The sequence below is a fragment of the Sporichthya brevicatena genome (assembly GCF_039525035.1).
Lineage (GTDB): Bacteria > Actinomycetota > Actinomycetes > Sporichthyales > Sporichthyaceae > Sporichthya > Sporichthya brevicatena.
Map to the genome: position 1 here is coordinate 72,965 of NZ_BAAAHE010000008.1, position 11,652 is coordinate 84,616.

The following is an 11,652-nucleotide window of genomic DNA, read 5'->3' on the forward strand; positions in this document are numbered from 1 at the left end:
GTTCGACCCTAGTGCGGGCCGACAGAGGTGATACGAACGACAGCCGCCCCGAGTTCGTCCGAGGCGTCGAGATCCACCTCACCCGAGAATCCCCAGTCGTGGTCCCCGTTCGGGTCGTCGAAGATCTGACGGACCGTCCAGATCCGCTTGCGCCCTTCGGGTTCCTTCTCGACGACGAGCAGGTGCGGTCCGCGCGCGTCGGGACCGGTCGAGATCGGGCCGTACTCGGCGAAGTAGGGCTGCATCGCGCTCGCCCAGTCCGCGGCGGCCCACCCGGACTCGCCGTCGAGCTGTCCGAGTTCGGCCCACCGGTGCCGGGCCGCGAGCAGAACCCGTCGGAAGAACGCGTTCCGGACGAGCACGGTGAACGCGCGCGTGTTCGCGGTGACGCCCTTCGGTTCGCGGGGCTCCGCGGCCGCGGCGAGCGTCGCCCGGTCGACGCCCTCGGCGAGGGCCTCCCACTCGTCGAGCAGGCTCGAGTCGGTCTGACGGATCAGTTCGCCGAGCCACTCGATGAGGTCGGTGAGCTCAGAGGTCTTGATCTCGTCCGGCACGGTCTGTCGCAGGGCCTTGTAGGCGTCGCCGAGGTAGCGCAGCACGATGCCCTCGCTGCGGGCGAGGCCGTAGTGGGAGACGAACTCGCCGAACGTCATCGCGCGCTCGACCATGTCGCGCACGACGGCCTTCGGTGAGAGCGGGAACTCCGCGATCCACGGGTGCCCGCCGCGGTAGGTCTCGTACGCGGCCTCGAGCAGCTCCTCCAGCGGCTTGGGCCAGGTGATGTCCTCGAGCAGTTCCATCCGCTCGTCGTACTCGATGCCTTCGGCCTTCATCGCGTTCACGGCCTCGCCCTTGGCCGCGTACTGCTGGGCCATCAGTACCGGGCGCGGGTCCTCCAGCGTCGCCTCCAGGACCGAGACGACGTCGAGGGCGAAGGTCTCGGACTCCGGGTCGAGCAGCTCGAGCGTCGCCAGCGCGAACGGCGAGAGCGGCTGGTTCAGCGCGAAGTTCGTCTGCAGCTCGACGCGGGGGACGACCCAGCGCCCGGTCTCGTCCGGCTGGGCGAGTTTCGCGACGACGCCGCCCGCGACCAGCTCGCGGTAGATCCGGATCGCACGGCGGATCAGCTTGTTCTGCCGGGTGCGGTCCTCGTGGTTCTCACGCAGGAGATGGCGCATGTGCTCGAACCCGTCGCCGGGGCGCGCGATGACGTTGAGCAGCATCGAGTGTGTGACGCGCATGCGCGAGACCAGCGGCTCGGGCTCGGCGTTCACGAGGCGGTTGTAGGTGTCCTCGTTCCAGGACACCTGGCCGTCGGGCGGCTTCACCTTCTGGACGCGCTTGAGCTTCACCGGGTCGTCGCCGGCCTTCGCGACCCGGCGCGCGTTCTCGACCAGGTGCTCCGGCGCCTGCACGACGCAGTAGCCGGTGGTGTCGAAGCCTGCCCGGCCGGCGCGGCCGGCGATCTGGTGGAACTCGCGCGCCTTGAGGATCCGCGTCCGGTGCCCGTCGTACTTCGCGAGCCCGGTGAGCAGCACCGTGCGGATCGGCACGTTGATCCCGACGCCGAGGGTGTCGGTCCCGCACACGACCTTGAGCAACCCGGCCTGGGTCAGCTGCTCGACCAGGCGCCGGTACTTCGGCAGCATCCCGGCGTGGTGGACCCCGACCCCGTGGCGCACGAGCTTGGACAGCGTCGCCCCGAACCCGCGGGCGAAGCGGAAGTCTCCGATGGCGGCGGCGATCTCGTCCTTCTGCTCGCGCGTGCACAACGTGACCGACAGCAGCGACTGGGCGCGCTCGAGTGCCTCCTTCTGCGTGAAGTGCACGACGTAGATCGGAGCCTGACGCGCCATCAGAAGATCCTCGATCGTCTCGTGCACCGGCGTGAGCGCCCACGAGTAGAGCAGGGGGATGGGTCGGGTCGCGGACGTCACCACGGCGGTGGCGCGGCCGGTTCGCGCCGTCAGGTCCTCCTGAAAACGCGTCACGTCGCCGAGGGTCGCCGACATCAGGAGGAACTGGGCCTGGGGCAGTTCCAGCAGGGGGACCTGCCAGGCCCAGCCGCGGTCGGGCTCGGCGTAGAAGTGGAACTCGTCCATCACGACGCCGCCGATGTCCGCGGCGGCACCCTCGCGCAGCGCGATGTTCGCGAGCACCTCGGCCGTGCAGCACACGATCGGCGCGGTCGGGTTCACCGCCGCGTCGCCGGTCAGCATGCCGACCCGCTCGGCGCCGAAGATGTCGCAGAGCGCGAAGAACTTCTCGCTCACCAGGGCCTTGATCGGCGCCGAGTAGAACGTGCGCCGTCCCTGCGCCAGGCCGGCGAAGTGCATCCCGGTCGCGACCAGGCTCTTCCCCGACCCGGTCGGCGTCGTGAGGATGACGTTCGACCCCGAGACGAGCTCGATCAGCGCCTCGGTCTGGGCCGGGTACGGCTCCAGCCCGGTCCCCGTCGCCCATTCGGTGAAGGCGTCGAAGATCGCGTCGGGGTCGGGTGGTGCCGGGAGCAGGTCCGCGAGCAGTCGCGTCATCCCGATCAGTTGAACTGCGCGGACTTCGGCACCGGGCGGTCCTGCCGCAGGGCCTCGAACAGGGCACGGGAACGGCTGCTGTCCCACTCGATCACCGCACCGACGCCGGACGCCGTGAACTCGCGTCCGATGGGGACGGTCGTCGTGGTCCCGAGCCCCTTCGCGGCCCAGGCCAGGCGAACCAGGTCGATCAGGTGGTCGCCGTCGTCGACGGCCAGCGCGCCGGCGCCCTTGGTGGCCACCGACCACATGCGGAACGGGTTGAGCAGGGTCGTCGGCGAGGTGACCTTGTCCATCAGGGAGCTGATCAGCTCGCGCTGGTTGCTCACGCGGTCCAGGTCGCCGCGCGTCGACGCGCGGGAGCGGGCGATGCCGAGCGCCTCGCCGCCGTCCAGGTTCTGGCAGCCCTTCTTGATGTCCAGGCCCGCCTTCGGGTCCTTGCGGGCCTCGTCGATGCACATGTGCACGCCGCCGACGGCGTTGACGAGGTCGAACAGCCCGCCGAACCCGATCTCCGCGTAGTGGTCGATGCGGATGTTCGTCAGCTGCTCGACGGTCTGGATCAGGAGCTTCGGGCCGCCGAACGCGAACGCGGCGTTGAGCCGGTTCTTCGAGTGTCCCGGGATCGCGACGTACGAGTCACGCGGCAGGCTGACCAGCGTCGGCTTGCCGCCGCCGTCCGGGATGTGGAGCAGCATCATCGTGTCGGTGCGCTGCCCGGTCGCCCGGCCGGTCTTGAGCTTGGCGCGCTCCTTCGCCGACAGGCCCTCGCGGCTGTCGGAGCCGACGATGAGCCAGTCACTGCCCGGGGTCTTCGCCGGGCGCGAGCTCGCCGCCGGGAAGGCGTCGATGCGCTCCAGGCGGGAGTCCGCCCAGAAGTACAGGCACATGGGCAGCACGAGGAAGAGCACGACCGCGATCGCGATCGGCTTCTTCCAGCCGAAGCGGCGCCGCTTGCGCTTGACGATCGTCCGCGGCGGCTGGGGCGGGGGCGGCGGTGCCTCCCCGACCGGGCGGCGCATCGGCGGCCGGTGCTGCGGCGGCGCGGCCGGCGGCTGGGTGGGGGGCTGGGCGGGGGGCTGGGCGGGGTAGGCGTCGGCGGGGCGTTGCGGGGGAGCCGCGGGCGGGCGCGCGTACGGGTCCTGCCGCGTGACCGGCGGGAACGGCCGGTTCGCGGCGGGCCGCGAGACCACCGTCGGCGCCTCCTGCGGCTCCGGCCGGCGGGGGCGCTGCGGCGCGACTTCGTCGCGGAACCAAGGTCCCGCCCCGCGGTCGCTCATCGAGCCCTCCTGCATCCCCGAGTCATTTCCCGAGAAGTTCTCCGGCAACGTACACGCGATTCCTGAGGCGGCGTGGTGGTTGGCGAGGTCGCCCGGGGGTGCCGCAGGCTGTCCCGGTGAGCACTCCTGACCCGTCCGTTCCCGCCGGCGAGCCCGACATCCGGGCCTACCTCGAAACACGCACCGCAGGCCCGTCGGGGTTCTCCCCGACCGGCGAACGGCTGCTGATCAGCTCTGATGTGCCCGGAAGCGCCCAGCTGTATGCGCTGGAACTCGGTGACGTGCGTCCCGACGGGGTGCCGATCGAGGCGTTGCGGCAGGTCACGGACCTGCCGGAGCCCGCCGGCGGCGGCTTCCTGCCGGTGCCGCACGGGCCCGCGGGTGCGGCCGCGGACACCGTGCTGATCGGCATCGACGCGGGCGGTAACGAACGGCACCAGCTCTACCTGCTCCCGGTCACGGCGGACGCCCCGGCGGCGCCCGTCCCCGATGTGGACGCTTTGTCCCCCCTGGTGGTTGACCCGGAGCACATCCACCGTTCCGGGGGCGTGACGCGCGACGGCTCCGCGTTCGCCTACGCGACCAACCGGCGGACCGGGACCGACTTCGACGTCTGGGTCCGCGACCTGTCCACCGGCGAGGAGCAGCTCGTCCACGCCCCCGGCGGCTGGACCTGGGCCGGAAACTTCTCGCCGGACGGCCGCTACCTCGCGCTCGGGGCCCTCACCGAGCAGCCCGGCGACTCGACCCTGCACCTGCTGGACCGCGCCGACGCCTCCCTCGTCGAGCTCGCGCCGCACACCGAGCCGGCGGAGATCGGGAGCCCGTCGTGGCTGCCGGACTCCTCGGCGTTCTTCTTCTCGCACGACGTCGGGCGGGACATGTCCGCGATCGCGCGCGGGACGCCGGACGGGGCGTGGGAGTTCGTCCTGACCCCGGAGTGGGACGCCGGCTGCGCGGTGGACTGGACGGGGCGGCACCTGCTGGTCGTCACCAACGCCGACGGCCGCACCGAGGCCGCGCTGCACGACCCGACGACGCTGGAGAAGACCGCGGACGTGCCGCTGCCGGGTACCGGCGTCGCGGGTGGGTTCTCGTTCTCCCGGGACGGCCGGTACCTGGCGTACTCGTACTCCTCGCCGCTGGTGCCGGGTGACGGCTGGCTCTACGACACCGTCACGGGGACCTCGACGCGGCTGACGCGGTCGCCGCACCGGCTGGACTCCTCGACGCTCGTGGCCCCGGACCTGGTGCGCGTTCCCGCGCACGACGGGGAGTCGATCCCCCTCTACGTCTTCCGGCCGCGTGGCGCGGTGACCGGCAAGCGGCCGGTCGTGATGATCATTCACGGCGGGCCGGAGTCGCAGTACCGGCCGTCGTTCGCGGCGCTGACGCAGTACCTCGTCGCCCGCGGGTTCGTCGTGATCGCGCCGAACGTGCGCGGCTCCACCGGGTACGGCCGGCGCTACCAGGCCCTCGACGACGTCGAGAAGCGCTTCGACTCGATCCGCGACATGGAGTGGATCCACCGCTGGATCGCCACGACCGACGACCTCGACCCCGAGCGCTGCGCGCTCTACGGCGGGTCCTACGGCGGCTACATGGTGCTGTCCGGCCTCGCGTTCCAGCCGGACCTGTGGGCCGCGGGCGTCTGCATCGTCGGCATGTCCTCGCTGGTGACGTTCCTGCAGAACACCGCCGACTGGCGCCGGGCCTTCCGGGAGCGCGAGTACGGCTCGCTCACCCACCACCGGGATCTCCTGGAGGAGCTGTCCCCGATCAACCGCCTGGACGCGATGCGGGCCCCGCTCTTCCTCGTCCACGGCGTCAACGACCCGCGGGTGCCGGTCGGCGAGGCCCGGCAGATCCACGCCGCGCTCCAGGGCAAGGGCATCCGCACGGAGATGGCGATCTATGAGGACGAGGGCCACGGCCTCGCGAAACTGAAGAACCGTCTGGACGCATATCCCCGCGTCGCGGCCTTCCTTGAGGAGGTCCTGCGGCCGTAGTCTGGCCGGGCGATGGGACGCATGGCGGTCGATCTCGTCATCGACCTCGAGAACACCCCGGGCGCGCTGGCCAAGGTCGCGACCGCGATCAGTGACGCGGGGGTGAACATCGCGGCGGCCACGTGCCTGGGCAACGACAACCACGCCGAGCTGCACATCCTCGTCAAGCACGCCGAGGCGGCGCGGCACTCGCTGGCGATCGTCGGACTGGGCGTCAGTCGCGAGCGTGAGGTCGTGATCGTCGAGGTGCACGACCGGCCCGGCGAGCTCGCCGACATCACGCACCGGATCGCGAAGGCGGGGGTCAACCTCGACCTCGTCTACGTCGCGACCGGGGACCGGGTGGTGTTCGGTTCGCCGGACCTCGAGGGGCTGAAGCAGGTCCTCGGCGCGGCCGACCGCGCCTGAGGAGTCCCTGCGCCGGTCGGCGCAACGCCGGTGGACGGAGCGCCGGAGGCACTAGCCTGCGCTCATGTCCGACCTGGCCCCCACCACCGGTGCGGCGTCGGTGCGGCTGCTCGGGGTGACGGTCTGCGGGCCGGCGCCGATCGGGCGGGTGCACGTCCCGCTGTTCGAGCCGTTGCTCGCCCTCTACGGCCGCAACGGCGCCGGCAAGACGCGGATCCTGACCGCGATGATCGCCGCCCTGCGCGGGGAGCAGCAGGCCGACAGCTGGGGTCTGGTGCACGTCCACGTCCCCGACGCGGAGGCCGAGTTCGTCGGCCGCGGGCCCGACCCGTGGCGGGACAACCTCGCCCGCGCGATGCGCGAGCACCTCAACCGGCTGCGCGGCGACGTCGTCGCGCACTTCGCCCGTCGGCGTGACGAGGAGTTCGAGGTCGGACCGAGCGACGACTACGCCGAGGTCCTCGACGACTTCCGCTCGTTCACCCAGGCCGTCGTGGACGAGGCGCACAGCCCGACGTCGCTGCGCGAGCTCGTCGGCGCGCACCTGGCCGCGCAGCAGATGTTGATGTCCGAGTTCGAGCACATCAACGACTTCATGCGCTTCCACAAGGCGGTGGTCGGCGAGATCACCCGCGGCGGGCACTACGTGCTGCGGGCGATCGGCACCCGCGAGGAGCCGCGCTGGTCCGTCTACGCCGCCGCGTCGGAGGAGGACGCCGCCTGCGCCGCGCTGCTGGAGCAGGACCGCGCGCTACCCCTCGACGACGAGGAGGCCGGCGACCGGCTGCGCGCCGCCCTCGACGACGGGACCGTGCTCTCGAACTCCGGCTTCCCGTGGCGGGAGCTCTCGGACATCTCGGACGCGTTCATCTCCGGCCGCGGGTTCGTCGGGCCCGGGACCTCGCCCGAGCTCGGGACCGACGTCCGCACCGTGCCGTGGCCGCTGTGGGCGACCGTGCCGGTCGTCGAGGTGGCGACGATCAGTGCGCCGCTCGTCGAGCTCGTCACCGACGAGACCAGTGCGGCCGACGTCGACCGGCTGACCCGCGACGAGGTGCTCCGCGCCGCCGGTGGGCAGATGCTCGCGTCGTTCGCCGACGGCGGGGCGCGGTTCCACCCGAAGGTCGACCCGCTGCTCGCGCGGCTGACCGAGCTCGCGACCAAGTACCTGCGCGCGGTCTTCCCCGACGCCCCGGAGCTGGTGTTCGCCCCCGGCGACCCGAACGACTGGCTGGCCGGCGTGCTGCCGAGCTGGGTCGCGCGTTTCCCGCAGGCCGGGACGGCGGCGCCGTCCACGCTGCCGCTCGCGGCGCTGTCCACCGCGCAGCGGCGCTGGGCCGCGCTGTCCGCCGCGCTGGCGGTGTCCGTGGCCGGCTCCGAGGCCCTGCCGGTGGTGTTCCTCTGCGACGAGCCCGAGGCCGGGCTGCACCGCCGGGCGGAGTCCGCGCTGCCGGACGCCCTCGTGCGCATCTCCGCCGAGTCCGGGTTGCGCATGGCGGTGGCGACGCACTCGCCGGCGATGCTCGACCCGCAGCGGGTCGCGCTGATGCACGTCACGCGGCTGGCGTCCGGGGCCGCGACCGCGCGCGGGATGGACTTCGCGCTGCGTGAGGAGCTCGAGCGCGACACGATGCGCGAGGACCTCGGCCTCACCCCGGCCGACCTGCTGCAGATGGTGCGGTGCTTCGTCATCGTCGAGGGCAAGCACGACGAGGTCGTCCTCGGCTCGCTGCTGGCGCCGGACCTGGACTCGTGGTCGGTCATCTACCCCGTCGGCGGCGCGAAGCAGATGCAGTCGCTCGCGACGGCCGGCCTGATCTGGGACTTCACCGACGCCGCGATCGTGCTGGTGCTCGACAACATCGCGCGGGCCGCGATCCAGCCGGTGTGGGACAAGGCGCAGGCGGCGATCGCCCGTGGCGGCACCGAGTCCGCGATCCGGGCGCTGGTGCCGCTGGGCAAGATGCCCGGCGCCGAGGCGCGGTGGCTGCAGAACCTGCTGACCCGCGCGATCCGGGCCCGGCGGGCACACCGCATCAAGCTCGAGACGCTCTCCGCCCCCGACGTCATCTGCTACCTGCCGGCCGACGAGTTCGTCCCCGGCTCGACCTGGGACGAGTTGCTCGCCGAGTGGCGGGCCGCGTTCGAAGGCCGCGAGGCGACGAACCTGAAGGCCTTCCTGACGCAGCGTCACGGCGTCCAGTTCACGACCAATCAGATCGCCCGGATCGCGGCGAGTGCGAAGCCCGACGCGGAGCTGCAGGCGCTCGGGGCGCGGATCCGGGAGCTCGGGACGCAGGGGTCCTGGCCGGCTCCCACCGCGCGGGGCCCGCGCCCGCGGTAGGACGTCCGGTCCGGACCCGGATTCGGAGAACAGTCCGCGCTGACGGGATACTGGGGGCAGACGACCTTCTAAGGGGGCCTCCCATGGCGCTGGACTTCACGCTTCCCGAGCGGGTGACCGAATGGCGTGACCGCATCCGCGACTTCGTCGAGGAGGTCGTGGTCCCGCGCGAGCAGGAGGCCTTCGCCAAGGGCGCCGACGACGACCTGCGCCGTGAGCTGCAGGCCGCGGCCAAGGAGGCCGTGGTGTTCGCCCCGCAGGCGGCGGCGGACCTCGGCGGCGGCGGTTTCTCCCTCGCGGAGTCCGCGATCCTGCTCGAGGAGGCCGGCACCTCGCTGCTCGGTCCGCTGGCGCTGAACTGCCACGCCCCCGACGAGGGCAACATCCACATGCTCAACGTCATCGCGACGCCGGCGCAGCGCGAGAAGTACCTGCGCCCGCTCGCGCAGGGTGACGTCCGCTCCTGCTTCTCGATGACCGAGCCCCCGCCCGGCGCCGGCTCGGACCCGAGCGCGATGCGCACCACCGTCAAGAAGGTCTCCGGCGGCTGGGTCATCAACGGCGAGAAGCACCTGATCACCGGCGCCGAGGGCGCGGCGTTCTCGATCGTCATGGCCAAGGGCGGTGGCGGCGAGGACGGCACCCGCGGCGCGACGATGCTCCTCGTCGACACCGACAACCCGGGCTGGCAGATCAAGGGCCACCCGACCACGCTCGACTCGACCATGCCGGGCGGGCACTGCCGCGTCGGCCTGAACGAGGTCTTCGTGACCGACGAGGCCGTGCTCGGCGAGCCGGGCCGCGGCTTCGCGTACGCGCAGGTCCGCCTCGCGCCGGCGCGCCTGACGCACTGCATGCGCTGGCTCGGCGCCGCCCGCCGCGCGCACATGATCGCCCTGCACCGCGCCGTCCACCGCGAGATGTGGGGCAACTCCCTCGCCGACCTCGGCATGGCGCAGCAGATGATCGCCGAGAACGAGATCGACCTCACCGCCGCCCGCGCCCTGCTGCTGCAGACCTGTCTCGAGGTCGAGAACTCCGAGGCCGCCGCCGCGACCGAGGCCTCCTCCAAGGCGAAGGTCTTCATCTCCGAGGCCACCAGCCGCGTCGTCGACCGTTCCGTCCAGCTCGCCGGCGGCATGGGCACCACCGACGACCTCGTCATCGGCCGCATCTACGCCGAGATCCGCGCCTTCCGGATCTACGACGGCGCCACCGAGGTCCACAAGATGTCGATCTCCAAGCGCGCCGTCAGCCGCGTCCGCGACCAGCTCGGCGGCTGACCCGCCCCCGCCCCCTCGCTTCACCACCCCCACCCTCGCTTCACCGGCCCCACCGCGCGCTTCACCAGCTGAACCCCCGCTTCACACGTCCGGCCGGGCGAGTGAAGGTGGTTCTGGCTGGTGAAGCTGCGCGCGGGGACGGCGGCCGGCCGCCTGCCGGCCCAGGTGAGGACGGCGTCGACAACCTCTCGTCCGCGGCGCCACCGCTGGACCGGAGCGCCGCCTTCACCGGCCGTGACCACCTTCACCGGCCCGGTCGGGCGGGTGAAGCGAGGGCTCAGCTGGTGAAGCGCGCGGGGGAGCCGGTGAAGCCGAGGTGGGGGCGGCGGCGTCGTCAGAGGGTGGCGGCCCAGGCGAGGAGGGCGGCGAGGTACTCGCGGCGGAGCTCCGGGGTCGCGAGGTGGTGCGGGCCGGACAGGGTGTGGCGGGTCAGCCGGGCCGGGTCGACGGCGTCGACGTAGCCGGCGATCGTCTCCCGGGGGATGACGGCGTCGCCGTCGGCGTCGACGAGCTGGACGGGGCCGCCGAACGCCCGCAGGACGCGCAGGGCTCGGCTGTCGGCGGGGTAGAGGTCCTCGGGGCGGCGGACGTCCGCGCGGAAGCGGGGCTCGTGCGGGGCGTCGAAGCCCTCGTCGAGGTAGTTCGCCGGGACGCGCAGCGACAGTGCCGCGACCTCGCGCTCCCCGGCGGCGACGAGGCTCAGGTAGGCGCCGAAGCTCGCGCCGACGAGCCCGATCCGGGCGTCCGGGACGCGGACGCGCAGTTCGTCGACCATCCCGACGACGTCGGCGACCCAGTCCGCGCGGGAGATCTCCGTGCGCTCGCCGCCGCTCTGCCCGTGCCCGCGCAGGTCGTGAGCGAGGGCGGGGAAGCCGGCGCCGGCCAACGCGGCCGGGATGTCGGTGGGCCGCGCACTTCCCCAGCCGTGGGTCACGACGAACGCTAGATTCCTGGTGCCGGGGTAGAAGTCCGCGGCGAGTTCGACGCCGGCGGAGGTGCGAGTGATCCGGTCCACGCGGCCATTCTCGACGCGTGCGTCCGTGGGCAGCCTGGCGGTCCTGCTGGTCGTCACCGCGCTCGGCCCGGTCGACGGGGCGCGGGCGCAGGAGACACGCGAGTCGGCGACCGTGGTGGCGAGCGGGTCCAAGCTCGCGGAGTCCCGGCTCAAGGGGCTGGGGTGCTTCATCGGACCCTCGGCGTCCGAGGGCATGCGGCTCAAGGCGGCGACCATCCGCTTCCAGGCCGCGAACGGCCTGAGACAGACGGGCCGGCTCGGCGGTCCGACGATGAAGCGCCTGACCTCCGGCAAGGGCAAGAGCTGCACGGACCGCCCGGTGCCGACGCGGACGGGCCAGGGCCGGCGCATCGTCATGAGCCAGGGCCAGAACTGGCTGTGGCTGGTCAAGGAGGACGGCACCGTCCTCGCCCAGGGCGGCATCGTCGACAACGACTGGCTGCCCCAGCGCACGTACCGGACCGGCGCGCAGTGCGGGAAGCCCGCCCGCTCCCGGTACCGCAGCGACCGCAGCGGAGCGCTCCGGATCGACTGGTTCGTCCGGTTCCACGACTGCATCGTCGGGTTCCACCAGATCCCGGTCAGCAAGCGCACCGGCCAGCCGATCCACCCGGACTACTACGCCGGCACCGACCTCTCGAAGTCCCACGGCTGCATCCGGATGCCCCTGCCGCTGATCAAGAAGCTCTACCGCTTCGCCGCCCAGCCGACGAAGGTCGTCGTCACCCGCTGACCTTCGGCCCCGCCCCGCCCCGCCCCCGCCCGCTTCACCAGCCACC

The 11,652-nt window shown here is 72.4% G+C and carries 8 protein-coding genes; 5 read left to right on the forward strand and 3 right to left on the reverse strand.

The window, feature by feature from the left end; all coding sequences use genetic code 11:
• Positions 1–8 precede the first annotated feature (8 nt).
• Positions 9–2,534, reverse strand: a complete 2,526-nt coding sequence (locus tag ABD401_RS05540) for a DEAD/DEAH box helicase (protein WP_344602464.1) — start codon at positions 2,532–2,534, stop codon at positions 9–11.
• Positions 2,535–2,539: 5 nt separating this feature from the next.
• Positions 2,540–3,814: an LCP family protein gene (locus ABD401_RS05545; protein WP_344602466.1), complete on the reverse strand. Its 1,275-nt coding sequence runs from the start codon at positions 3,812–3,814 to the stop codon at positions 2,540–2,542.
• Positions 3,815–3,930: 116 nt separating this feature from the next.
• On the opposite strand from ABD401_RS05545, the gene ABD401_RS05550 reads away from it, so the two are divergent.
• From ABD401_RS05550 to ABD401_RS05565, 4 genes are all read left to right on the forward strand, one after another.
• Positions 3,931–5,823, forward strand: coding sequence for a S9 family peptidase (locus tag ABD401_RS05550; RefSeq protein WP_344602468.1), 1,893 nt, complete (start codon positions 3,931–3,933; stop codon positions 5,821–5,823).
• Between the two features lie 21 nt (positions 5,824–5,844).
• Positions 5,845–6,231 carry an ACT domain-containing protein gene (locus ABD401_RS05555; protein WP_344602470.1) on the forward strand — a complete coding sequence of 129 codons (387 nt, stop codon included), beginning with the start codon at positions 5,845–5,847 and terminating at the stop codon, positions 6,229–6,231.
• A gap of 64 nt (positions 6,232–6,295) precedes the next feature.
• Positions 6,296–8,575, forward strand: a complete 2,280-nt coding sequence (locus ABD401_RS05560; protein ID WP_344602472.1) for a hypothetical protein — start codon at positions 6,296–6,298, stop codon at positions 8,573–8,575.
• Positions 8,576–8,658: 83 nt separating this feature from the next.
• The gene (locus ABD401_RS05565) at positions 8,659–9,858 is read left to right on the forward strand and encodes an acyl-CoA dehydrogenase family protein (protein WP_344602474.1); all 1,200 of its coding nucleotides are present in this window, start codon (positions 8,659–8,661) and stop codon (positions 9,856–9,858) included.
• Positions 9,859–10,192: 334 nt separating this feature from the next.
• On the opposite strand, the gene ABD401_RS05570 is transcribed toward ABD401_RS05565, so the two are convergent.
• Entirely contained in the window at positions 10,193–10,873 is a 681-nt protein-coding gene (locus ABD401_RS05570; RefSeq protein ID WP_344602476.1) for an alpha/beta hydrolase, read from the reverse strand.
• Between the two features lie 25 nt (positions 10,874–10,898).
• Here ABD401_RS05570 and ABD401_RS05575 point away from each other — a divergent pair, with 25 nt between their 5' ends.
• Positions 10,899–11,606, forward strand: a complete 708-nt coding sequence (locus tag ABD401_RS05575; protein ID WP_344602478.1) for a L,D-transpeptidase family protein — start codon at positions 10,899–10,901, stop codon at positions 11,604–11,606.
• Positions 11,607–11,652: the final 46 nt, after the last annotated feature.

Bases quoted from the DNA above. Each gene is read 5' to 3' on its own strand.
- ABD401_RS05545 (WP_344602466.1), bottom strand. From the start codon at position 3,814: ATGAGCGACCGCGGGGCGGGACCTTGGTTCCGCGACGAAGTCGCGCCG.
- ABD401_RS05565 (WP_344602474.1), top strand. From the start codon at position 8,659: ATGGCGCTGGACTTCACGCTTCCCGAGCGGGTGACCGAATGGCGTGAC.
- ABD401_RS05560 (WP_344602472.1), top strand. From the start codon at position 6,296: ATGTCCGACCTGGCCCCCACCACCGGTGCGGCGTCGGTGCGGCTGCTC.
- ABD401_RS05540 (WP_344602464.1), bottom strand. From the start codon at position 2,534: ATGACGCGACTGCTCGCGGACCTGCTCCCGGCACCACCCGACCCCGAC.
- ABD401_RS05555 (WP_344602470.1), top strand. From the start codon at position 5,845: ATGGCGGTCGATCTCGTCATCGACCTCGAGAACACCCCGGGCGCGCTG.